Origin of the sequence: Saccharothrix sp. CCNWYY140, from assembly GCF_037401995.1 — a bacterium.
GTDB lineage: Bacteria > Actinomycetota > Actinomycetes > Mycobacteriales > Pseudonocardiaceae > Actinosynnema.
On record NZ_JBBEGC010000018.1, the window covers coordinates 1 to 22,629 of the forward strand.

The window sequence follows — 22,629 nt, forward strand, 5'->3', positions numbered from 1 at the left end:
ATCTGTGGTAGCCCTTCGGGCAGGCCATACGGGGATGACACAAGCAAGAAGCCCAAGTTGCGCTGTGTCCTCCTCGGCGGACTGCCCACTCGCCGGCTCCGCCGAACCGCGCTGCGCGCGGAGAAGGACTTGTTGGGCCGTCTGGGCGGTTTTCGAGTGATCATGGGTTTGGCCGGGAACCGAGTCGGTGATGCGGCTCCGGGGAGGCGGTCGTGCGCTGGTTACTGATCGGCTCGGTTCTGGCCTTGGTCGCGGGCTGTGGTGGGTTAGGAGCTACGCCGGCCGATGCGCCCAACACCCTGGTGACGATGGGTTTCGGGTTACCCGACGAGCACGCCACCGCCAGGGTCGCGGTGTTCCGATCGGCCAACCCGACCGTAGACGTCCGGATCAACGAAGGTGCCTTCGACGAGCAGCAGTTCCTCTCCGCCGTAGCTGCCGGAGACCCTCCCGACCTCGTCTACGCCGAGCGCCGCAAGCTCGGCAGTTACGCGGCACGGGGAGCGGTGGTGAGCCTCGACGATTGCGTCCGTGAGCACGGCGTCGACCTCACCGAGTTCCGCGAAGCCGCGTTGCGCCAGGTCACCCACAACGGCCAGGTCTACGGACTGCCGGACTTCGCCACCGTCCGCGTCCTGATCCTGAACAACCCCGTCCTGCGCGCCGCCGGCATCGACGCACTGTCCACAACGGACTGGAGCGCACTCGCCGACATCACGGCCAAGCTCACCCGCCCCCGTCACATCGCCTTCGACCCCAAGGTACCGGAGTTCCTGCCCCTCTGGGCCAAGGCGAACGGCGTGGACCTCATCGCTACCAGGTTGGATGACCCGCGTGTCGTGGAGGCGGTTCGTTTCACCACCGATCTTGTACGTGCACAAGGCGGCTGGGCGGCGTTCAAGGCGTTGCGTGACACCTTTGACCAGTTCGGTGCCCAGAACGCCTACGTGACCGGACAAGTCGCCGCGATGCCGATGGAAGCGTGGTACCTCAACACCCTCGCTACCAACTCGCCCGACGCGGACGTGACCATCGCGCCCTTCACCGACCGCCGAGGCGAGCCGCTGACCGAGTCCTCCGGCCAAGCCTGGGCGATCCCGAAAGGCGCGCGCCACCCGGACCTGGCGTGTCGGTTCCTCGTCACGATGACCGCTGCCGACACCTGGGTGACGGCGGCGACGGCACGGAGGGATGCGCTTGCGGCCAAGGGCAAACCATACGGCGGGACGTTCACCGGGAACCGGGTGGCGGACGAGAGGATCTTCCGTGACGTCTTCGACCCGAAGGGGAACCGCATCCTGGAACGCGGTGTTCCCCAGCTACTCGCCTTGCAGGACAAGGCGTTCGCGCTCCCGCCCAGCCCTGCGGCCAGTGAACTGGTTCGGGCGTGGGAGGGCGGGGTGAACCGGGTGCTGACGGGGCGGCAGAGTCCGGAGGACGCGATGGCGCAGGCCCAGAGGGAAGCCGAGAAGGCGCTGCACAGGGTGGGGTCGCGGTGAAAGGCCGGGCTGGGTGGCTGTTCCTGTTGCCGTGGATCGTCGGGTTCCTGGCCTTCACGGCCGGGCCGATGGTGTTCAGCCTGTGGCTGTCCCTTCACCACTACGACATGCTCAAACCACCCCAGTACATCGGCCTCGACAACTACCGCGAAGCCCTGACCGACGAACGGGTCGCGACCGCCCTGGGGAACACGCTCTTCTTCACCGCCCTCCACGTACCCGCCCAGGTCGTCCTCGCCCTGGCCCTCGCAGGGCTCCTGCGCCGCGCCGGACGGGCGGCGGGGTTCTTCCGGACGGTGGTGTACCTGCCGGTGATGACGCCGCCGGTGGCGCTGGCGGCGTTGTTCCTGTTGTTGCTCAACGGGCAGAACGGGGCGGTCAACGCGTTTCTGGGCTGGTTCGGGTTCACCGGGCCGAACTGGACGACCGACCCGGTGTGGATCAAGCCCGGCCTGGTGGTGATGAGTCTGTGGACCGTGGGCAGCACGGCGGTGCTCTACCTGGCGGCGCTGACCCGTGTGCCGCTGGAGCGCTACGAAGCCGCGCGGCTGGACGGGGCTAGCCCGTGGCGGCAGTTCTGGCACATCACGCTGCCGGGTATCAGCGGGACGGTGTACTTCACGGTGGTGGTCAACACGATCGCCTCGCTTCAGGTGTTCACCGAGGCGTACACGATGTTCTTCGGTGCGCGTGGTCAGCAGTCCGGTGAGGGGGACGCGGCGCTGTTCTACGTGATCCACCTGTTCCGCGAGGCCTTCGAATCGCTGCGGATGGGGTACGCCTCGGCGTTGGCGTGGGGGTTGTTCGTGGTGATCGCGCTGGTCACGGCGGTGCAGGTGCGGTTGTCGCGGCGGTACGTGCACTACGAGGGCGAGCGGTGATGAAACGGGTCGCGGTGTGGTCGGGGTTGCTCGTCGTCGCGCTGGCGTTCGGGTACCCGTTCTGGTGGCTGGTCAGTGCTTCGCTGAAGGACCGGGCGCACGTGTTCGACAACGCGTTGCTGCCCACGCCGTTCTCCCCGGGCAACTATGTCGAGGTCTGGCACGCCGTGCCGCTGCCGACGTGGATCTTCAACAGCGTCGCGGTGGGGGTCGCGGCGGCGTTGGCGGCGACGGCGGGGAGCGCGGTCGTGGCGTTCGGGTTCGCGATGTTCCGGTTCCGCGGGCGTGACCTGCTGTTCGGGGTGGTGCTGGCGACGATGATGCTGCCCGGCGCGGTGACGATGGTGCCGGTGTACTTGGAGTGGCACGCGTTGGGGCTGGCGACCACCCAGATCCCGTTGTGGGCGCAGAACCTGTTCGGGTCGGCGTTCTACATCTTCCTGCTGCGCCAGTTCTTCCTGGCCCTGCCGCGCGAGGTGTTCGACGCGGCCCGGGTGGACGGGGCGAGCGCGTGGCGGCTGTTCACGAGCATGGCGGTGCCGCTGGCCCGACCGGGGTTGATCGTGGTGTTCGTGTTCGAGCTCAAGGCGGCGTGGACGGACCTGATCAAGCCGCTGATCTACCTGCGAGACCCGGACCTCTACACCCTGCCGCGCGGGCTGAAGACCGTGCTGGACCGGTTCGGCGAGGGCGGTGAGGCGCAGTGGGAGCTGGTGCTGGCGGCGAGCACCGTGGCCACCGTGCCGATGATCGCGTTGTTCCTGGTGGCGCAGCGGCACTTCGTGCGGGGCACGGTCACGCAGCACGTCGAGTGACAGCGTCCGCGCGGCAGGCCGGGCGTGGCCTCCGGCCCCCGTCTCCATTGTCCCACGGAGGTACGACAATCCTGGGCGGCGGAGGTCGCCAGTGGGGTGGGTCGCCGGTGGGGTAGTGGGGTAGGTCGCCAGTGGGGTAAGTCGTCAGTGGGGGAGGTCGTCGAGTTGGCGGCGGACGCGGGAGGCGTCCAGGTCGCGTTCCTGGCGGCGGTAGAGCTCCAGGGCCTCCAGCCACACCGTTCGCGCTTGCTCGACCTCGCCGAGCGCCAAGTGGGGGTGGCCCAGGGCGTCTAGGTTGTTCGCGCACTCGTAGGTGTCGTCTACGTTTCGACGCAGTGCCAGGGCTTCCTGGTAGTGCTGGATGGATCGGCGGTGGTCGCCGCTGCGGTGCTCGATGTAGCCCAGGCTGTCGAGAGTCGTGGCCACGCCGCGGGGGTTGCGGTGGCTTCGGTGCAGCTCCAGGGCCGCCTCGCAGTGGTCGCGGGCGGTGGCGTAGTCGCCCAGGCGGGAGTGCAGCCAGCCCACGTCGTTGAGCGCGTCGGCCTCCCACACCGGCTGGTCGAGCGACCGGTGCAGGCGCAGGGCCTCGGTGGCGTGCTCCAACGCCGTGCGCTCGTCGCCGGACTGGGCCCACGTCCAGGCGAGGGTGCGGTGGACGTGGGCCATTTCGGTGGGCACGTCGTGCCGGGCGGCCAGTTCCAGCGCCTGGTGCAGGTGGGTGACGGCGTCCTCGTGCCGGGGCAGGTCGGCCAGCGCGCTGCCGAGGAACCGGTGCGCGAGGATGCCGGCCAGCGGGTCGTCCAGGTGCGCGGCGGCCTCCAGCGCCGGGTACCACACGTCGAGCCGGACCTGGAGGTGGCCGCGCAGCTGGTGGTAGGCCGTCACCGCCCACGCCAGCGCCCAGACCGACTCGTGCCAGCCGTGGGCGATCGCGGTCTGCTGGGCGGCGAGCAGGTTCGCGTGCTCGGTGTCGAACCACGTCATGGCCGCCGCGTCGTCGGGCAGCAGCGACGGCGGGACCTCGGGCGCGCCGAACGGGTTGGACGCCCGGTGCGGGTAGACCAGCCGGTCGGCGGCGATCGCGGTGCGGGTGTAGAAGTCCACCACCCGGCGCAGGCCGGGCTCGCGGTCCTCGGCGAGGCCGGCGGCGAAGCGGCGGACCAGGTCGTGCAGGCGGTAGCGGCCGGCGGCGTCCCGGGTGAGCAGGGACGCCTGCTCCAGGTCGGACAGCACCGCCTCCGCGTCCGGCGCGGGCAGCCCGAGCAGGCTCGCCGCCGCGGGCAGCCCGGTGTCCGCGCCGGGAGCTGTGCCCAGCAGGGCGAACGCCCGCGCCCGGTCGGGCGGCAGCGCGTCGAGCGACCACGACAGCACGGCGGGCAGGCTTGCGGTCGGGTCGGTGTCGTCCAGCGCGCCCAGCCCCAGACCGCGCAGCTCGGCGGCCAGGTCGGCCAGGGCCAGCCCGGGGTGGGTCTGGGCGTGGCTCGCGACGATGCCCAGCGCCAGCGGGAACCCGCCGCACAGCCGGACCAGCTCGGCGGTGGCCGGGTCGTCGACCCGGTCCGCGCCCAGGCGGGAGGTGAGCAGGGCGCGGGCGTCGGCGTCGCTGAGCACGTCCAGCGCCAGGTGGTGCGCCCCGTGCCCGGTGACCAGGCCGCGCAGGTGGCTGCGGCTGGTCACCAGCACCGTGCACGACCCGCCGCCGGGCAGCAGCGGCACGACTTGGTCGGCGTCGCGGGCGTTGTCGGCGACCACCAGCATCCGCCGGTCGGTCACCAGGCTGCGGAACAGGGCGGCCTGGGCGTGCGGGTCGACCGGGACCCGCCCGGCCTCCACCCCGAGGGCCTGGAGGAACCCGCGCAGGGCGACACCGGGGTGCATCGGCTCGCCGTCGGGGCTGAAGCCGCGCAGGTCCACGAACAGCTGCCCGTCGGGGAACCGGTCGGCGTTGCGGTGCGCCCAGTGCAGGGCGAGCCACGTCTTGCCGATGCCGCCGCTGCCCGCGATCGCGCTGATCACCGTCGTGCTGCCGGGTTCGGCGGCGTCCAGGGTGGCGGTCAGGGCGGCCAGCTCGGCGTCGCGGCCGGTGAAGTGGCGTGGCGCGGCGGGCAGCTGGCGGGGGACGGCCGTGGCGCCGCGCGCCGGGGCGGCCAGGGTCGGCGCGGTGAGGGTCGGGTCGGCGTCGAGGATGCGTTTGTGCAGCTCACGCAGTGCGGGACCGGGTTCGGTGCCGAGTTCGTCGACCATCCGGTCGCGCAGGTCCAGGTAGTGGGTGAGGGCGTCGGCGGACCGGCCGGCGCGGTGCAGCGCGAGCAGGTGCTGACCGGCGACCCGCTCGTCCAACGGGTGCTCCGCCGCCAGCGCGGCCAGCTCCGCCACCAGGGCCACGCCCTCGCCGGCCGCGAGCCGGGCGTCCAGCAGGTCCAGCCGGGCGGCCAGCCGCTCCAGCCGCCACCGGTCGCGCACGGTCTCGACCCACTCGCCGTCCAGCCCGGCCAGCGGCTCGCCCCGCCACAGCGCGAGGGCCTCGGTCAACGCCGCCGCGGTCGGCGACCCGGCCCGCAACGCCCGGAACCGGTGCAGGTCCACCGCCCGCTCGTCGACCAGCAGCACGTACCCGCCGGGCCGCCGGACGATCTCCGCGCCCAGCCGGCGCAGCCGGGACAGGTAGGTGTGCAGGGTGGACCGCTGCCGGTGCGGCACCCGCTCGCCCCACACCCGCCCGACCAGCACGTCGGTCGCCACGAGGTGCCCGGCGTCCACGGCCAGGGCCGCCAGCACGCACCGCTGCCGGGCCGGCCCGAGGTCCACCTCCCGCCCGTCGACTCGCAGGGTGACCTCGCCCAACAGCGTCAACTCCACCATCGCGCTCCACTGTAGAGGTTTGGCGATATGCGCCCCTTGCGAGGGTTCCGCGTGTTATTGAGTGCAGGTGGACGACAGTTCTTCGAGCAGTCACGACTCCTCGGCCGACGACGACTTCGACGACTTCGACGATTACGACGACTACGACCACGACGTCGAGGAGGAGGACGACGGCTACGACCCCCACTTCCACCACCGGTCCAGGCGACGGCGGGGGCTGGACCTCGTGGACGCGCCGGGGTGGGTGAAGGCCTGCGTGTGGATCGGCATGCTCACCGCGGTCGCCGGGTTGGGCGTGTTCTTCCTGGAGCTGATCACCGCGATGGGCACCTTCGGGGACAACCTCGACGACCCCGGTCCGTTCGGCACCAGCGGCCCGCAGCGGGTCCGGGATGCCGGACCGGACCCGTCGAAGATCGGGCTGGCCTTCGGGCTGTTCTTCGTCGGGTTCGTGCTCGCGATGATCGGCAACCTCGGCAACGCCTCGACCCGCCGGCGCTGACGAACGGGCGCTGAAGGGCAACCTATCGAGCGGGTGCGTAGACCGGACGGGCTCCGTTGACGTTGAACAGCAACGAGTACACCGACGTCGTGGCGGTGATGAACAGCCGGTTGCGCTTGGGACCGCCGAAGCACACGTTGGACACCACCTCCGGCACGCCGATCTTGCCGAGCAAGGTGCCGTCCGGGTGGATGCAGTGCACGCCGTCGCCGGCCGCCGCCCAGATCCGGCCCTGCTCGTCGAGGCGGATGCCGTCGAACTGGCCGGCCGTGCACCGCGCCACCTCGTCGCCGCCGCGCAGCTCCGCGCCGTCGACGTCGAACGCCCGGATGTGGTTGCGCCGGGTGTCCACGATGTAGAGCCGGGTGCCGTCGGGGGAGAAGGCCAGCCCGTTGGGGCGCTCGAAGTCGTCGGCGACGACCCGGACGTCCCCGGTCGCCGGGTCCACCCGGTAGACGTGGCACGCCCCGATCTCCGACTCGGCCCGGACGCCCTCGTAGTCGCTGAGGATGCCGTAGGGCGGGTCGGTGAACCAGACGCCGCCGTCGTCGGCGACCACGACGTCGTTGGGGCTGTTGAACCTCTTGCCGTCGACGCGGTCGGCGAGGACGGTGGTCGAGCCGTCGTGCTCGGTGCGCACGACCCGCCGGTTGCCCTGCTCGCACGTGATCACCCGGCCCTGGGCGTCGAGCGTGCGGCCGTTGGCGTAGTTCGCCGGGGCGCGGAACACGCCGACGTGCCCGGTGGTCTCGTCCCAGCGCAGGACGCGGTCGTTGGGGATGTCGCTGAACAGCAGGTACCGGCCGGCGGGGACGTAGGCGGGACCCTCGGTCCACTTGTTGCCGGTGTGCAGGCGCTCCAGCAGGTCGTCACCGAAGATCAGCAGCCGCTCGTCGAACGACTCCACCTTGGTCGGGATGACGTCCACAACTTCCCCCTCTTCGCCGAACGATGTCTGGCGTGAAGCCTATACTGCTTGATGACATCCGGCGGAGAGGGTTGAGATGGACGACACGGACCGTGCGGTGCTCGCGCTGCTGCGGGAGGACGCGACCCTGTCCTACGCCGCGCTGGGGGCGCAGGTGGGGCTGTCGGCGGCGGCGGCGCACGAGCGGGTGCGCAAGCTGCGGGAGCGCGGGGTGATCCGGCGGACCACGGTCGAGATCGACCCGGTCGCCCTCGGGCTGGACGTGCTGGCGTTCGTGCTGGTGGATTCCTCGGCGTGGGTCGGGTCGCCCGCGACGGCGGACGCGCTGCGGGCGTTGCCGGCGGTGGAGGAGGCGCACATCGTGGCCGGGCAGGCGTCCTTGCTGCTGAAGGTGCGCACGGCCGGCACGCGGGAGTTGCAGGGGGTGCTGCGGGAGGTGCACGAGATCGCGGGGGTGTCCGGTACGAACGCGATCGTGGTGTTGGAGACGTGCTTCGAGCGGTCGGCGGACCCGGGGTGGGCCTGAGGTGGTCCCGCGCGGGCGCCACGCACGGGATCACCTCGGGGGACGTGCGGGGCGGGGCGGTGCGCACGCGGGCACCGCTCGGGTTGTTCTGTGTCGTCCCGGTCCGCCCGACGCCGTCACACGCCGATCCGGCCCCACGGCCCCCAGATCGCGAACGTCATCCCGCGCGACGCCTGGATGTTGACGAACAGGGTGTGCCCGTCCGGGCTGAAGGTGGACCCGGCGAACTCGTCGTTGAACCGGGGCGTGCCGGAGCTGCTCACGAGGCGGTTGAGGGCGATGTCGAACAGTTGCCCGTCGCGGGTCAGGCCGCGCAGGTAGTTGTCGTTGACGCCGTCCTCGCAGACCACGAGGGTGCCGCGCTTGCTGGTGGTGACGTTGTCGGGGAAGTCCAGCACGTCCGGGCCGGGGGACTGGTAGAGCAGGGTCAGCACGCCCGAAGCCGTGTCGTAGCCCCAGATCTGGCCGGTGCCGTTGCCGTAGCCGTTGACCGTGTCCGGGCCGGTCTCGGCGGCGCCGCCACCTTGCGTCGAGGTGAAGTACACGACCCCGCGGTCGTAGGCCGAACCCTCCAGCCGGGAGAACAGCGCCGCGCCCTGCGCCTGGCCCTGCGCGGCGACGTGGTTGAGCGCCGTGTCGTTGGTGGTGGGCGCGGGCTGGCCGGGCGTGTACGGGAAGGTCGGGGCGGGGTCCTCGATGTCGACCCACTCCGTCTCGTAGCTGGTGCCCGCCGGCTGCGCGGCCTCCAGGTGGGCGTTGGGGACGCCCTTGACCTTCAGCATCTGCAACCGGCCGTCGTTGTCCAGCCGGCCGCTGGTCATGGGGTGGTGGCGCGGCCGGTAGCGGTAGAAGCCCGAGGCGAAGCCGAAGTTGTCCTCGGTCAGGTACAGGTGGCCGCCCCTCGGGTCGAAGGCCACCGACTCGTGCGCGAACCGGCCCGCCGCCGTGATCGGCTCCCGGTCGGACTCCCGGTCCGCGGGCACCTCGAAGACGAACCCGTGCCGCTGGGTCAGGGCCACGTTGGACGCGCCGGTGAAGTCCGGGCCGACGTCCGGGCCGTTGACCGTCTCCTCGCAGGAGATCCAGGAACCCCAAGGCATCTGGCCGCCCGAGCAGTTCATCATGGTGCCGTTGAGGCTGGTGCGGGCGCGCCGGACTTCGCCGTACCGGCTCACCTCGACGGTGGTGCAGCCGGCCTGCGCGGCGGTGTCGTAGGCCTTCCCCGGGTCGCCGAACGCCTTGCCCGGTCCGTTGAGCTCGTGGTTGCGCACGAGCAGGTAGTTGCCGTTCCCGGCGCGGAAGGCCCCCATGCCGTCGTGGCGTCCGGGCAGGACGGTCTTGTCGTCCAGCACGACCGGGAACTCCGTGTCGTGGAACGACCGGTACTGGAACCCCTCGGGCAACCACAGCCGCACCGTCCCGTCCCGCAGGTCGGCCACGGGTCCCAGGACGTTGGCCCGGCCGGGCTCGGCGGCGGCCCGGTTCAGGAACCCGGCGAACGGCCCACCCAACAACGCCCCGGCCACCGCGCCACGCAAAACGGTCCGACGATCCATCGCCGCATCGTCCGCCCACCCCCGAGACCCCGCAACCGGAGGCACCTCCCGGTCGGCGCGGGTCGGGCGACCTGAAACCCGTGTTGGACGCTCGCGCAGTTCCGGGGCCGAAAACTTCGCGAGCGTCCAACAGAAACAAGTACCTACCCCCGGAGGCGGACGGCGGTGGTGTAGGCGCGGTGGAGTTCGCGGGACATCGTCTTGCCGGCGGCGGCGAACAGTTCCTGGTAGAGGGCGGGGCCGGTGTTGACGTCGACGATCATCGGGCGGCCCTCGTGGCAGATGACGTCGAAACCGATCAGCGGCAGGTCGAAGGCGCGGCGGGCGGTGTGGAGGAGGGTGAGGTGGGACGGGGGCACGTCGTGGTACTGCACGCTGCCGCCGCCGCGTCCGGCGTCGTAGACCTTCCACGCCGTGTCGTTCCACCGGGCGTGGCGGTCGGCGTCCTTGCGGAAGCCGTAGGCGACCTCGTCACCGACGAACGTCACGCCCAGCCAGTCGTGCGGGCTGTTGGGGTAGAAGCGTTCCAGCAGGAAACTGCGCCCGGACCCCGCCTGCGACACCCCGCGCACCCGCGTCTCGGTCGTCTCCGAGTCGATGTAGCCGACGATGTCGCGCAAGGTCGTGAAGCTGTCGATAAACGTGACACCCCAACCGAAACACCCCCGCCGCGGCTTGAGCACCGCACATCCCCACTCGGCGAGCACGTGCTCGGCGGCGTCGATGTTGCGGGCGCTGACCAGGATGCTGTCGGGCACGGCCACGCCCGCGCGGTCCAAGGTCAGGTAGGCCCAGTGCTTGTCGAACGCGAGGGCGATCTGTTCGGGATCGGGGATGACGACCGTGTCGCGTGTGAGCGTGAGCAACGCGTCCAGGTCGTAGCTGCCGGGTTTGCGCGCGAAGTCGACGTGCCACAGGTAGACGTCCAGGTCGCTCAGGCAGACGTCCTCGCGGTAGACCCGGCCTCGACGGATGTGGGTGTCGCGGAAGTCCAGCCCGTGGACGACGTCCCACCCAGGTGTCTCCTCCAGCAGCCGCAGGAGCTTCGAGTGCTCGTCGGGCGCGATGACACCCCCGCCTGTCCCCGTGGCGGGGAGGAACGTCCCCACTGCCGGCATCGTCACCTGCCTCCGAGGGGACGGTACCGAGACGGCGGTGGGGAGAGCCGGGCGCGGGACGTCCGGACGCCCAAGTGCACCTGAAAGTGTGGCTACCGCACCATTGCCTGCTCGCGGGCGGACTGCAAGGTTCGGGTGGCGATGATGATCAGCAGGAAGGCGATGAAGGCGGTCACGGTGCGTGCGACGTTGAACATCTCCCACCGCTGGAGTTGGGCGGCGTAGTCGGCCGGTGGCGTGGAGACCGCCCACACCTTGATCCGGCCGTTGATCGGCACGTTGCCCAGGCGAGTGATCAGGAACGAGGCCACGGCCAAGGCGCCGGCCGTGCCCGCCAAGCGCCTGCGGGTGCCCCGGGTGAGGACGGCGAGGGTCAGCGAACTCAGCGCGGCCAGCGCCATCGTGGTCTGCATGACGGGGCCGTTCATCTGCATGAGCGCCGAGTGGAAGGTCAGGCGCACGTCGAGGGGCACCACGTTGAACGTCGTGGCCACGTTGACCGCGCCGTAGCCGAAGGCGCCGGCGAGCAGGCCGGTGGACAGCAGGGCGAGACCGGTGACGAACCGGACCGGCATGGGGATCTCCTTGTGTGGGGCGGGTCAGCCAGGTTCAGGGTGTGGCGGGTTCGGCCGCCGCGGTGGCGAGGTCGGCGAGCATGCGGAGCCCGGCGCGCACGAGCGCGGCGAGTTCGTCGTGCAGGCTGAAACCCGGGACGACGAACGGGAGGTCGCCCGCGTCGGTCCCGGCCACGACCGGCACGCCGGCGCGGGCCAGTTCGCCCACGAACGCCAAGCGGTGGTCGAGCAAGGCGTGCCGTTGGGCGGTTTCCTCCGGTGTCCAGTCGGCCTTGACGACGTTCTCCAGCGCCCACCGCCAGCTCTCGACCACCGCCGCGGGCACGTACTTCAGGCGGTCGTCGTCCAGCACCACCTCGTCGGGCCGGTCCAGCACCCGGTAGACGACGAGGGTGGGCACGATCCGTCGTGAGCGGGACGGCGTCGGGGCAGTGCCCGGCGAACGGGATCCGCTGCCGGCGGGCTTCGTCGGCGATCACGCCGTGCAGGTCCGCGGGCAGCCGCGAGTAGACCTTCACGAAGTCGGCCCTCTCGCGCTTGGCTTCCCGGACCGCGTCCCGGGCCTGCGCCTCGGTGGCGACCTCGACGAAGGTCGCGGGGTCGCCGAGGGTCGGGGCCCCGTCGACGATCCGGCCGGCGACGACCGATCGCGGCCCGAGCAGCTCGCCGCGGTCGACCCGGTCCCGCCACCCGCGCAGCAGCGGGGAACCGGACATCTCGCGCACCGACGTGACCCCGTTGACCAGGTACAGCGGTGGGGAGATCCGCTCGTCGGGGAGGCTGTGGACGTGGGCGTCCCACAACCCGGGGATCACGAACTTCCCGTCCAGCGCCAGGACTTCCGCCCCGGCCGGCACGGGCACCGCGTCCCGGGGTCCGATCGCGACGATGCGGTCCCGGTCGACCAGGACGGTCGCGTCGCGCCGGGGCGGGTCGCCGGTGGCGTCGACGACGGTGACGCCGGTCAACGCGAGGACGCCGACTGGCGCTGTTAACTCTGACACGCCGTCAAACTTAACGATCCCTGCTAGACTTGACAAGGTGTCAGAGATAACGCCTCCTCGTCGCCGGCGACGGCGCTCCGACGCCGACCGCAGCGCCGGCGCGATCCTGTCGGCCGCGAAGGAAGTCCTGGGCGCCCAACCCACGGCGAGCGTCGAGGACGTCGCGGCGGCGGCGGGGGTGAGCCGGCAGACCGTCTACGCCCACTTCAAGACCCGGGAGGACCTCGTCGGCGCGGTGCTCGACGCGATCACCGGCGAGGCGGTCGCCGAGATGGAGGGCGCGCGCCTCGACGAGGGCTCCGCGGCCGGGGCGCTGCTCCGCCTCCTCGACGTGAGCGGGCGCACCGCGCAGCGCTACCCGTTGCTGTTGGGGGCCGCCACCGTCCGGGCTGCCACCACCGCCGACGACGACCACGCCCGGCACCGACCCGTGGCCGACCACCTCGACCGGGTGCTCGCCCGCGGCCGGCGGTCGGGGGAGTTCGCGGACGACGTTCCCGCCGGGTGGCTCGCGGGCGCGATCATCGCCCTCGGGCACGCCGCCGGTGAAGCCGTGCACGCGGGCCGGCTGTCACCGGCGGACGCCGCCGACGCGCTCGCCAGGAGCGCCCTGCGGCTGTGCGGCGTCGACCCGGCCGCGATCAGCGACCTCGTCGCGGGGGTCTGATCCTTTAGAACGTGGCGATCGGGTTGACCGGGCTGCCGGACGTGCCGGCGAGGCGGACCGGCGCGACCGCGAGCTGGAAGTCCCACTGGCGCAGTTCGGCGGCTGTCGCCGCGCACGTCTCCAGGTCGCAGTTGTCGAGCAGCCACAGGCCCATCGCGACCAGGCCCACGGCGTGCACCGGCATCAGCACGTCGTCGTACCCCGAGGGCTGGACGTCCTGAGGGGTGTCGGCGCCGATCAGCGCGACCTCCCGGTCCCGCAGCCACGGCAGGCAGGACGCGTGCCACCCGGCCTGCGTGGCACCGCCGGTGGCACCGCCCTCGTGTCGGACGCGGCCGTGGCCGGTCCGCAGGAGCACCGCGTCGCCGCGCTGGACCCGAACCCCCTGGCGGCGTTCGGCCTCCTCCAGGTCCTCGGGGAACACGCCCTGCCCCGGCTCCAACCACGGCACGTCGCGGACCTTCGCGATGTCCAGCAGGACGCCACGCGTGACGATCCCGTTCGCCGCCGCCGTGACGGCCGCCCACGTCGATCCCGTCGCGGTGTCGACTAGCGAGTGCGAACGGCCGTTGTACATCCTGCCGTCCCAGAAGATGTGGCACGGCGAGTCGACGTGGGTGACGGTGTTGCCGTGGAAGGTGAGGCCGAGCCGCTCGGTGGAGAAGCCCCACCGCCGGTCGTTGCGGAAGCCGGGCAGCGGCATGTTCTCGGCGCCGGGCATGTCGGCGGCGCACGGGCACGTCGTCGTCGACCGCTCCATCTCCGCCGGCACGGCGATCTCCCACGCGCACGACACGCTCCTGCCGTGGCGCACGGCCCGTGCCGCCGCCAGCCGGACGTCGTCGGTGATGTGGTTCAAGGTGCCGAGCTGGTCGTCGTCGCCCCACCGACCCCAGTTCGACAGCGTGTCGAAGTACCCGAGCACGTCGTCCTGCGTGGGCAGCCCTGTGGTCACCCCAGCAGGTTAGGGCACCGCACACGCGGGCCGTGCGACATCATCCGGTCAAGCGCTTGTTCGCCTCGGCAGCCCCTTGAACGCCTCAGGGTTGGTCAACTAGCCTCCCTCCAGTCGAAGCGCTTCGATACACCGCTCGGGGAGACGCGATGCCCGCTTTCGTTCGTGACACCGGTGGCTTGGAGCTGCGCACGCCGCACGAGGTCCTGTGGATCGAGCCGTGGGGACCGGATGCGGTGCGCGTCCGCGCCGCCGTGCACGCGATCGACACCGACCTGCCCGGCGTCCTCGACCCGGTCGCCCCGCTGTCGCCGGAGGTCGAGCAGGTCGTCTCGGAGGACGGCTCGGCCCGGCTGGTCAACGGCAAGATCGCCGTCGAGGTGGACCCGGGCGGCTGGATCCGGTTCCGGCACGCCGTGACCGGTCGTGAACTGCTCGCCGAGACGCAGCCGTACATCGGCTACAGCGGACCGCGGGTCTTCTCGCCGCGCGCCGACGGCGGCTACCAGCTCCGGCAGCACTTCGCCGCCTACGACGACGAGCGGATCTTCGGACTCGGGCAGAACCCCAACGGGCAGCTGGACCAGAAGGGCGTGGTCGTCGACCTCGTCCAGGCGAACACCACCGCCCCGATCCCGTTCCTGCACTCCTCGCGCGGCTACGGCCTGTTGTGGCACAACCCGGCGTTGGGCCGCGTGGAGCTGGGCGCCGACACCACCCGCTGGATCGCCGACTCCACCACCCAGCTCGACTACTGGATCATCGCGGGCGACACCCCGGCCGACATCATGGCCGGCTACGCCGACGCCACCGGACACCCGCCGTTGCTGCCCGAGTGGGCCAGCGGGTTCTGGCAGTCGAAGCTGCGCTACCGCGACCAGGAGGAGTTGCTCGCCGTCGCCCGCGAGTACGCCCGGCGCGACCTGCCGCTGTCGGTCATCGTCTGCGACTTCTTCCACTGGCCCCACATGGGCGACTGGCGTTTCGAGCCCGACGAGTGGCCCGACCCGGCGGGGATGGTGGCCGAGCTGTCGGAAATGGGCGTGCAGCTCGCCGTCTCGGTGTGGCCGACCGTGGAGCCGAGCAGCGACAACCACGACGCGTTGCGCACGAACGGGTGGCTGGTCGGCGACGCCCACGGCGGACTGCTCACCGCGCACCTGCCGTCCCGCGAGCCCGGACCGGCCTACCAGCCGATGGCCCACTACGACGCCACCCACCCCGCCGCGCGCCGGTTCCTGTGGGAGCAGCTGAACGAGCACTACCACGCGCACGGGATCAGCCTGTTCTGGTTCGACGCCTGCGAACCGGACGTGCCGCCGCACCTGGCCGCCCGCGCGGTCTACGCCGCCGGACCGGGCGCGCAGGTGGCCAACCTCTACCCGGTGCTGCACGCCAAGGGCGTGGCCGACGGTCTGCGGTCGGTCGGCGAGGACCGCCCGCTGACGCTGATCCGCAGCGCCTGGGCGGGCAGCCAGCGCCACGGCGCCGCGCTGTGGTCCGGCGACATCCCCACCACCTTCGCCTCGCTGACCAAGCAGGTCCGGGCCGGCCTGAACGTGGCGCTGAGCGGCATCCCGTGGTGGAACACCGACATCGGCGGCTTCCAGGGCGGCGACCCGGACGACCCGGCCTACCGGGAGGTCCTGGTCCGCTGGTTCCAGTACGGCACGTTCAGCCCGATCATGCGGCTGCACGGCGACCGCGCGCCGAACCAGCCCTTCAGCACCTCGATGAGCGGCGGGGCCAACGAGGTGTGGTCCTACGGCGAGGAGGCCTACGAGATCCTGGTCGCCCACCTGCGGCTGCGTGAACGCCTGCGCCCGTACCTGGCCGAGCTGTCCGAGGCCGCCCACCGCACCGGCGCCCCGCCGATGCGCCCGCTGTTCTTCGACTTCCCCGGCGACGAGCGGGCCTGGACCGTGGACGACCAGTTCCTGCTCGGGCCGGACGTGCTGGTCGCCCCGGTCACCGAGGCCGGCGCGCGTTCCCGGTCGGTGTACCTGCCGGCGGGCACCCGGTGGCGCGATGCGGAAACCGGTGCGGTCCACGACGGCGGCACGGCGGTCGAGGCGTCCGCGCCGCTCGCGCGGATCCCCGTCTTCGTTCGGGAAGGCGCTGCGGTCGCCGAAGCGTTCACCGCGTGATTGATTTGCGGACGGCAAATGGAACCCTTTTCTTTGTAACCGCTTACATCGCGCAATGAGTCGCCGCTGACCTGGTCCGATGTGCCTCTACCTGCGCAAACGCCAACACCCCTGAAGTGGTGGGTTACCGGTTCGTTACTTGACGGTGTCGCCTGGACACGGCTGTCATGTGAAGCGCCAACCCCGACCGGACCCGATCCGGTCGCATTCGTCGGAAAGCCCGGTGTTCCCAGTGGGTGTCCGGCGTGCCCAAAAACGGAAGGGGCCGGAAAATGAGACGAACCGGGCCACTGGTCGGCGCGGGTCTGCTGGTGGCGAGCCTGGTCGCGGGCTGCGGTGGCGTGGGCGACGGCAAGACCAGGATCGCCATCGGGCTGTTCGGCAACTTCGGCTACCAGCAGCTGTTCGAGGAGTACGAGCGCACCCACCCCGACATCGACATCACCGACCGGACCGCCTCCTACTCCGACCACCACAAGAACCTCGCCGCGCACCTGGCCACCAACAACGGCGCTGCGGACATCGAGGCCGTGGACACCGGCTACATCAACCAGTTCAAGCAGAACCCCGAGCGGTTCGTCGCGCTCGACCAGGGGCTCAAGGACCAGTGGCTGGACTGGAAGTGGGAGGCGTCGCTGGGCAAGGACGGCACCCAGATCGGGTACGGGACCGACGTCGGCGGGCTGGCCATCTGCTACCGGCGCGACCTGTTCGAGAAGGCCGGCCTGCCCGCCGAGCGGGACGCGGTGAGCGCGCTGTGGCCGACGTGGGAGAAGTTCTTCGAGACCGGCAGGCGGTTCCAGGCCTCCGCGCCGCAGGGCGCCAAGTTCTTCGACGGCGGACCGACCGTGCTCAACGCGATCGTCGGCCAGGCGCCCGTGGGCTACTACGACAAGTCCGACCGGATCGTCGTCGGTGAGAACGCCGACATCCGCGCCGGGTGGAACCTCGTCACCGGGGCGGTCGCGGACGGGCTGTCGGCGGGCCTGCTGTTCAGCACCCCGCAGTGGAACACCGGCATCAAGCAGGGCCAGTTCGCCACGATGGCCTGCCCCGCCTGGCAGATGGCCAAGATCAAGGACCAGGCGCCGGACACCAAGGGCCTGTGGGACCTGGCCGCGGTGCCCGGCGGCGGCGGCAACTGGGGCGGCTCCTACCTCACGGTGCCCAAGCAGGGCAAGAACGTCGAGAAGGCGCACGAGCTGGCCAAGTGGCTCACCGCGCCGGAACAGCAGGCCAAGGTGTTCGCCAACGCGGGCCTGCTGCCGTCCACGCCCAAGCTCTACGGCGAGCAGTCCATCAACCAGATGACGTCGGAGTTCTTCAACAACGCGCCCGTCGGCAAGGTGTTCATCGAGGCCGCGCGCTCCCTGAAGCCGCAGTACCAGGGACCCAAGGCCGGTGACATCCAGACCGAGCTCGGCAACGCCATGCAGCGCGTCGAGCAGGGCAAGCAGGGCGCCGACGAGTCGTGGGCGCAGTTCGTCGGCGACGCCGGGCGGCTCGCCGGATGAGCGGGGACTGGCGCGAACGCCGCCACCGGTGGGACACCAGGTACGCGCCGTACGCCTACATCGCGCCGTACTTCCTGCTGTTCGCGGCGTTCGGCCTGTTCCCCCTCCTCTACACCGCGTGGGTGTCGTTGCAGGACCGCGACCTGCTCGCCGGCGACGCGGCGACGTGGGTCGGGCTGGACAACTACGTCCGGCTGCTCACCGAGGACCCGTACTTCTGGAACGCGATGGGCAACACGCTCAGCCTGTGGTTGCTCACGACTGTGCCGCAGATCATGTTCGCGCTGGGCATCGCGCAGCTGCTCAACCGGCGCATCCGCACCCGCACGGTGTTCCGGATGGGCGTGCTGCTGCCCAACATCACCTCCGTCGCGGCGGTGACGATCATCTTCGCGCAGCTGTTCGGCCGCGACTTCGGTCTGGTCAACTGGGGGCTGGAGCTGTTCGGCGCGGGCCGGGTGGACTGGCAGGCGGGCACGGCCAGCTCCCACACCGCCATCGCGGCGATGGTGGTGTGGCGGTGGACCGGCTACCACGCGCTGATCTTCCTGGCGTCCATGCAGGCCGTGCCGACCTCGGTGTACGAGGCGGCCCGGCTGGACGGCGCGAGCCAGTGGCAGCAGTTCTGGCGGATCACCGTGCCGATGCTGCGCCCGCAGATCATCTTCTCCACGGTGATCGCCACGACCGGCAACATGCGGCTGCTGGCCGAGCCGCTGCTGTTCAACCCCGGCACCGCGGCGGCCACGGGCGGGTCGGACCGGCAGTTCCAGACCGCCGCGCTCTACCTCTACGAGCAGGGCTTCGCGAAGTACGACTTCGGCTACGCCTCGGCGATCGCGTGGCTGCTGGTCATCGCGACCGTGCTGGTCACCGGCCTGAGCTACCTCGCGGCGCGCCGCATCCGGACGGACTGAAAGGGGCCCGCCATGACCACCCTGCTCGACCGCCCACCGGCCGTCGCGGCGCCGGTCAAGCGCCGCCGCCGCGCCGTGCCGCTGCCCGGCCCGTGGACCTACGCCGCGCTCATCGCGGTGCTCGCCGGGTCGGCGTTCCCGGTGTACTGGTCGCTGGTCGTGTCCTCGCAGACCTCCGACAAGGTGGACCAGGTGCCGCCGGTGCTGGTGCCCGGTGGCCACCTGTTCGCCAACATCGCCCGCGTCTTCGACACCACCGAGTTCGCCTTGGCGCTGGTGAACTCGCTGGTCGTCTCGGGCACCATCACGCTGTCGGTGGTCTTCTTCTCCACGCTGGCCGGTTTCGCCTTCGCCAAGCTCCGCTTCCGGGGCCGCAACGCGCTGCTGCTGCTGGTGATCGCCACCCAGGCCATCCCGACCGAACTGGGCGTCATCCCGCTGTACATGATGATGAGCGACCTGGGCTGGGCCGGCGAGCTGCACTCGGTGATCGTGCCGGGCCTGGTGACGGCGTTCGGCGTGTTCTTCATGCGGCAGTACTTCGAGCGCGCGGTGCCCGACGAGCTCCTCGAAGCCGGCCGCATGGACGGGTGCAGCTCCCTGCGCCTGTACTGGCACGTGGTGCTGCCCGCCGCCCGTCCCGCGGCGGCCGTGCTGGGGCTGTTCACGTTCATGCAGGCGTGGAACGACTTCTTCTGGCCGCTGGTCGTGCTGGTGCCGGAGAACCCGACCGTGCAGACCGCACTGTCCACTTTGGCCAGTGGGTACACGACCGACTACACCCTCGTCCTGACCGCGGCCACCATCGGCACGGTGCCGGTGCTGGCGGTGTTCCTGGCGTTCGGCCGCCAGATCGTCGGTGGGATCATGCAAGGAGCGCTCAAGGGCTGATCGGATGGCTGTCGTCCGCCCGAGAATTGCGGGGCGGGCGGGGTCGTTCGGCCCGGGTGCTCGCCGCCTTCCGCCCCTACGGTGGGTGTCGCGCCCCGGGACGCCCTGAGGTGGTGGCCTGCCGCGGTGCCTGTCCGCGACACCGATGCAGGAGGCGGAGATGGCACGATTACGGTTGCCGGGTGTCGTGGCGGCGATGCTCGCGTTGAGCCTGGGGGTCCCCGCGGGGCCCGCTCAGGCGCAGGACCCGCCGACCTCCGCGTCGACCACGACCACCACTTCCACCACGACTACCGCGACCACCACGCCGTCGATTCCGGCGGAGGCGGTCGAGCCGTACTTCGACCTGCGGGTCACGGCGGCGTTCGACCGGCCCGTGTACGAGGCCGACGAGATCATCACCGCCCGCGCGACGGTGACCAACGTGGGAACCGACGCCGAGCAGCGCATCCGGGTGATCTCGGAGGGGAACTTCTCCACCAGCGAGTGGCGGGACTTCGGCGGACCCGGCGTGACGAGCTTCGACCTCGAACCCGGCGAGTCAGTGTCGGGCTCCGCCACCGGGTACGCGACGACGGCCGCGACCACCCTCAGCCTGCTCGTCAAGGTCCAGGCCGGCCGGGGCGACGACGCGAACCCCGCCGACAACCAGGTCACCATCACCGTGCCCATCACGGTCGTGCGCGGCGACCTCACCGGCACCGCCTACCGCGACGCCGACCTGGACGGCGTGGTCGACGGCGGCGAGACGCTGCCGGACACCGAGGTGACCGCGACCGGCGGTCGCCCGTACGAGACGCACCGGACCCGCACCGACGCCCAGGGCCGCTTCGCGTTCCGCGACTTGCCGCGCGGCCCGTACTCGGTGAGCGTGGCCGACGACGAGGCCTGGCTCCACGGTGTGGTCTCCGCCGACGTGGGCACCGGCAGCACGCCGGATCTCGTCGTCCGGGGCCTCCGCCGGCTCTCGACGGTGGTCGCCACCACGGTTTCCTTCGACCAGGACACCCGTCGGCAGGGCGACACGGCGCGGTTGACGGTCAGCCTGACCAACAGCGGACCGACCCTGTCGGGCATCGTCGCCGTGTCCTACACCGACGGTGGCTCGGTGGGGGTGGACTTGGGCGAGCTGTCCACCGGCACGACGCTGCCCACCGGGCAGACCCGGGTGTTCACGGCCCAGGTCCCGATCGACGCGACGATGGCGGACAGCGGTTACCTCCGCGTGCGGATGTCGATCGTGTCGCGTGAGATCCCCATCGGCAACATCGACCGGGAGGTGCTGCTGCGCGTGACCGGCGCGCGGGCGCCGCGGGTGGTCGGGCGCGTGGCCGAGTCGCCGGCCGGCAACCTCAAACCGGACCCGCGTGCGCCGTTGCCGAACGCGGTCGTGTACCTCCGCGACCAGATCAGCGGCGCGGTGGTGGAGCGCACGACCACTGATGCCGCGGGGCACTTCGAGTTCACCGACGTCCCGGCCGGCCTGTACCACTTCGGTGCGGTGGGGCCGTGGCGGGTCCTGGTGGGCCGCCACTTCCCCGTCCGGGGAAGCGAGGACCCGGCGGTCACGTCACACCTGGTCGTGGTCGTGCGAGGCCCCGACCAGCCCGACCCGGGCTACCCGCCGGCGGATCCGGCACCACCCGCGGCCGGACCGGAGTCCCCGGACGGGGCACTGGCCGCCACCGGCACCGACCCGACGTGGCTCGCGCTGGGCGGACTGCTCGCCCTGGCCATCGGGGGCGCACTGCTCTTCACGACCCGCCGCCGCACCACCTGACCCCCGGAGACGCCTGACCCCGGAACACCCACCGCGCGTTCCGGGGTCAGGTGCGAAGGTCCCGCGTCAGCGCAGCCAGGCGTTGTCGTGGACCTGTGGGATGGCGGCCCACCTGCGGCCCAGGCCCCAGGTGTCGCCGGCGCTGGTCCAGGCGAGGGCGATCAGGGTGAGGGCGTAGACGATGTGGTAGTCGACGATCGGGTTGGTGGACATGGTCGGCTCGCCTGCGGAGTTCAGCTGGGCGCGGGCGTTCTCCAGGGCCGCCACGGGGTGATCGCCGCCCGGCCTTGAGCGGCCCCTGCCCGAGCTCGTGCGGGTGCAGTACTGTCGCCGCGGCCCGAGCCGTGGTGCCGCGCCCGGTGGTGCCGCATCCGGTGGTGCCGCATCCGGTGGTGCCGCACTCCGGTGCTGACGGCTGTCGCCGTGGCCGAGCCGGAGCGGGGGTGATGAGGTGCGGGAACAGCGGGCGGTGGGTGGCCCGGGGCGTCGGGATGGCTGAGTTCGACCTCGCGCCCTTCGACGTCGAGGTGTACCGGGCGTTGCTGGACCGGCCGGGGTCGGCCGCGGAGTTGGCCGAGCGGCTGGGTGTGGGCCCAGGGCGTCTGCGGCCGGTGTTGCGCCGGCTGGTGACGGGGGAGTTGGCGACCCGGTCGAGCGGTCGGCCCGTCGTGTTCGGCGCGGTGCGGCCGGAGATCGCGCTGGGTGGGCTGGTGGTGCGCGGGGAGCGGCGGCTGGAGTGGGTGCGGGCGCTCCAGGTGGAGTTGGAGGAACGGCACCGGCGCGCGGTGCGGGGCACCGACCCGGGTGAACTGCTGGAGGTGGTGCGCGGCGCGGACGCCATCGCCGGGCGGGCCGGGCAGGTGATGCGGTCGGCGCGGCGCGAGGTGCGGTTCGTGGACAAGCCGCCGTACGCGGAGCCGCCGTCGGTGCTGCACCCGGTCGAACGCGAGTTGCTCGACCGCGGTGTGCGGTTCCGGGGCGTCTACGACCGGTCCGCGCTGGAGTTGCACGGCCTGGAGGAGGACCTCGAACCGGGGCTCGCGCTGGGCGAACAGGCCCGGGTGGTGGCGGTCGCGCCGCTGAAGATGATCCTGGCCGACGACCACACCGGCCTGATCCCGCTCGACGCGGCCGAACCCGACCTGCGGACCGCGCTGGTCGTGCGCCCCTGCACGCTGCTCGACGCGTTGGGCGCGTTGTTCGAGGTGCTGTGGCAGCAGGCCCTGCCACTCCGGCTGCACGACCACACCGCACTGTCCACACAGGACGCCAGGTTGCTGGGGCTGCTCACCACCGGGATGCCGGACCGGGCCATCGCCAAGCAGCTGGGCCTGAGCTACCGCACGTTCCAGCGGCGGCTGCACGACCTGATGGACGCCCTCGGCGCGCAGACCCGCTTCCAGGCGGGCCTGCGCGCCGCGGCGCGGGGGTGGGTGCGCGTGCCCTTCCCCGAGGGCACCGCGGACGGGTGAGGTCCGGCCGCCGGGGGACC

21 protein-coding genes are annotated in these 22,629 nt (G+C 71.6%); 13 read left to right on the top strand and 8 right to left on the bottom strand.

What is annotated here, in order from left to right:
* Positions 1-308: 308 nt before the first annotated feature.
* From WBN91_RS11900 to WBN91_RS11910, 3 genes are read left to right on the top strand one after another with little or no spacing between them, the layout of a single operon-like run.
* Complete coding sequence (locus WBN91_RS11900; RefSeq protein WP_337724050.1) at positions 309-1,499, top strand: ABC transporter substrate-binding protein; 1,191 nt, start codon at positions 309-311, stop codon at positions 1,497-1,499.
* A complete protein-coding gene (locus WBN91_RS11905; RefSeq protein ID WP_337724049.1) occupies positions 1,496-2,380 on the top strand; it encodes a carbohydrate ABC transporter permease in 885 nt (294 codons plus the stop codon). The genes WBN91_RS11900 and WBN91_RS11905 overlap by 4 nt, the downstream gene beginning before the upstream one ends.
* Positions 2,380-3,195: a carbohydrate ABC transporter permease gene (locus WBN91_RS11910; protein WP_337724048.1), complete on the top strand. Its 816-nt coding sequence runs from the start codon at positions 2,380-2,382 to the stop codon at positions 3,193-3,195. Before WBN91_RS11905 ends, WBN91_RS11910 begins: the two co-directional genes overlap by 1 nt.
* 144 nt (positions 3,196-3,339) lie before the next feature.
* Here the strand turns inward: WBN91_RS11910 and WBN91_RS11915 are convergent, their stop codons facing one another.
* Positions 3,340-6,057 (bottom strand): AfsR/SARP family transcriptional regulator, encoded by a 2,718-nt coding sequence (locus WBN91_RS11915; protein WP_337724047.1) that lies wholly within the window; start codon positions 6,055-6,057, stop codon positions 3,340-3,342.
* Between the two features lie 67 nt (positions 6,058-6,124).
* On the opposite strand from WBN91_RS11915, the gene WBN91_RS11920 reads away from it, so the two are divergent.
* The gene (locus WBN91_RS11920; RefSeq protein ID WP_337724046.1) at positions 6,125-6,559 is read left to right on the top strand and encodes a hypothetical protein; all 435 of its coding nucleotides are present in this window, start codon (positions 6,125-6,127) and stop codon (positions 6,557-6,559) included.
* 22 nt (positions 6,560-6,581) lie between these two features.
* Here the strand turns inward: WBN91_RS11920 and WBN91_RS11925 are convergent, their stop codons facing one another.
* The gene (locus WBN91_RS11925) at positions 6,582-7,487 is read right to left on the bottom strand and encodes an SMP-30/gluconolactonase/LRE family protein (RefSeq protein WP_337724045.1); all 906 of its coding nucleotides are present in this window, start codon (positions 7,485-7,487) and stop codon (positions 6,582-6,584) included.
* A 76-nt stretch (positions 7,488-7,563) separates the two neighbouring features.
* On the opposite strand from WBN91_RS11925, the gene WBN91_RS11930 reads away from it, so the two are divergent.
* Complete coding sequence (locus tag WBN91_RS11930) at positions 7,564-8,013, top strand: Lrp/AsnC family transcriptional regulator (RefSeq protein WP_337724044.1); 450 nt, start codon at positions 7,564-7,566, stop codon at positions 8,011-8,013.
* A gap of 116 nt (positions 8,014-8,129) precedes the next feature.
* Here the strand turns inward: WBN91_RS11930 and WBN91_RS11935 are convergent, their stop codons facing one another.
* From WBN91_RS11935 to WBN91_RS11950, 4 genes are all read right to left on the bottom strand, one after another.
* A complete protein-coding gene (locus tag WBN91_RS11935) occupies positions 8,130-9,569 on the bottom strand; it encodes a PhoX family protein (protein ID WP_337724043.1) in 1,440 nt (479 codons plus the stop codon).
* Between the two features lie 143 nt (positions 9,570-9,712).
* Entirely contained in the window at positions 9,713-10,687 is a 975-nt protein-coding gene (locus tag WBN91_RS11940) for an ATP-grasp domain-containing protein (protein WP_337724042.1), read from the bottom strand.
* Between the two features lie 92 nt (positions 10,688-10,779).
* Positions 10,780-11,262: a DUF1772 domain-containing protein gene (locus WBN91_RS11945; RefSeq protein ID WP_337724041.1), complete on the bottom strand. Its 483-nt coding sequence runs from the start codon at positions 11,260-11,262 to the stop codon at positions 10,780-10,782.
* Between the two features lie 34 nt (positions 11,263-11,296).
* Complete coding sequence (locus WBN91_RS11950; RefSeq protein ID WP_337724040.1) at positions 11,297-11,662, bottom strand: hypothetical protein; 366 nt, start codon at positions 11,660-11,662, stop codon at positions 11,297-11,299.
* Here WBN91_RS11950 and WBN91_RS11955 point away from each other — a divergent pair.
* Together WBN91_RS11955 and WBN91_RS11960 are read left to right on the top strand one after the other, a co-directional pair.
* Positions 11,655-12,257 carry a hypothetical protein gene (locus tag WBN91_RS11955; RefSeq protein ID WP_337724039.1) on the top strand — a complete coding sequence of 201 codons (603 nt, stop codon included), beginning with the start codon at positions 11,655-11,657 and terminating at the stop codon, positions 12,255-12,257. The genes WBN91_RS11950 and WBN91_RS11955 overlap by 8 nt on opposite strands.
* A gap of 46 nt (positions 12,258-12,303) precedes the next feature.
* Positions 12,304-12,933: a TetR/AcrR family transcriptional regulator gene (locus WBN91_RS11960; RefSeq protein ID WP_337724038.1), complete on the top strand. Its 630-nt coding sequence runs from the start codon at positions 12,304-12,306 to the stop codon at positions 12,931-12,933.
* Between the two features lie 4 nt (positions 12,934-12,937).
* On the opposite strand, the gene WBN91_RS11965 is transcribed toward WBN91_RS11960, so the two are convergent.
* On the bottom strand, positions 12,938-13,888 hold the full coding sequence (locus WBN91_RS11965) for a cyclase family protein (RefSeq protein WP_337724037.1): 951 nt from the start codon (positions 13,886-13,888) through the stop codon (positions 12,938-12,940).
* A gap of 149 nt (positions 13,889-14,037) precedes the next feature.
* Between WBN91_RS11965 and WBN91_RS11970 the strand changes: the two genes are divergently transcribed.
* The 5 genes from WBN91_RS11970 (at position 14,038) to WBN91_RS11990 (ending at position 21,137) form a co-directional block, all read left to right on the top strand.
* Complete coding sequence (locus WBN91_RS11970; protein WP_337724036.1) at positions 14,038-16,035, top strand: glycoside hydrolase family 31 protein; 1,998 nt, start codon at positions 14,038-14,040, stop codon at positions 16,033-16,035.
* 272 nt (positions 16,036-16,307) lie between these two features.
* Positions 16,308-17,549, top strand: a complete 1,242-nt coding sequence (locus WBN91_RS11975) for an ABC transporter substrate-binding protein (protein WP_337724035.1) — start codon at positions 16,308-16,310, stop codon at positions 17,547-17,549.
* The gene (locus WBN91_RS11980; protein WP_337724034.1) at positions 17,546-18,466 is read left to right on the top strand and encodes a carbohydrate ABC transporter permease; all 921 of its coding nucleotides are present in this window, start codon (positions 17,546-17,548) and stop codon (positions 18,464-18,466) included. The genes WBN91_RS11975 and WBN91_RS11980 overlap by 4 nt, the downstream gene beginning before the upstream one ends.
* 12 nt (positions 18,467-18,478) lie before the next feature.
* A complete protein-coding gene (locus WBN91_RS11985; protein WP_337724033.1) occupies positions 18,479-19,357 on the top strand; it encodes a carbohydrate ABC transporter permease in 879 nt (292 codons plus the stop codon).
* Positions 19,358-19,517: 160 nt separating this feature from the next.
* Positions 19,518-21,137: a carboxypeptidase-like regulatory domain-containing protein gene (locus tag WBN91_RS11990; RefSeq protein ID WP_337724032.1), complete on the top strand. Its 1,620-nt coding sequence runs from the start codon at positions 19,518-19,520 to the stop codon at positions 21,135-21,137.
* A 66-nt stretch (positions 21,138-21,203) separates the two neighbouring features.
* On the opposite strand, the gene WBN91_RS11995 is transcribed toward WBN91_RS11990, so the two are convergent.
* The gene (locus WBN91_RS11995) at positions 21,204-21,404 is read right to left on the bottom strand and encodes a hypothetical protein (protein ID WP_337724055.1); all 201 of its coding nucleotides are present in this window, start codon (positions 21,402-21,404) and stop codon (positions 21,204-21,206) included.
* Positions 21,405-21,628: 224 nt separating this feature from the next.
* Between WBN91_RS11995 and WBN91_RS12000 the strand changes: the two genes are divergently transcribed.
* Positions 21,629-22,609 carry a helix-turn-helix domain-containing protein gene (locus tag WBN91_RS12000; protein ID WP_337729376.1) on the top strand — a complete coding sequence of 327 codons (981 nt, stop codon included), beginning with the start codon at positions 21,629-21,631 and terminating at the stop codon, positions 22,607-22,609.
* Positions 22,610-22,629: the final 20 nt, after the last annotated feature.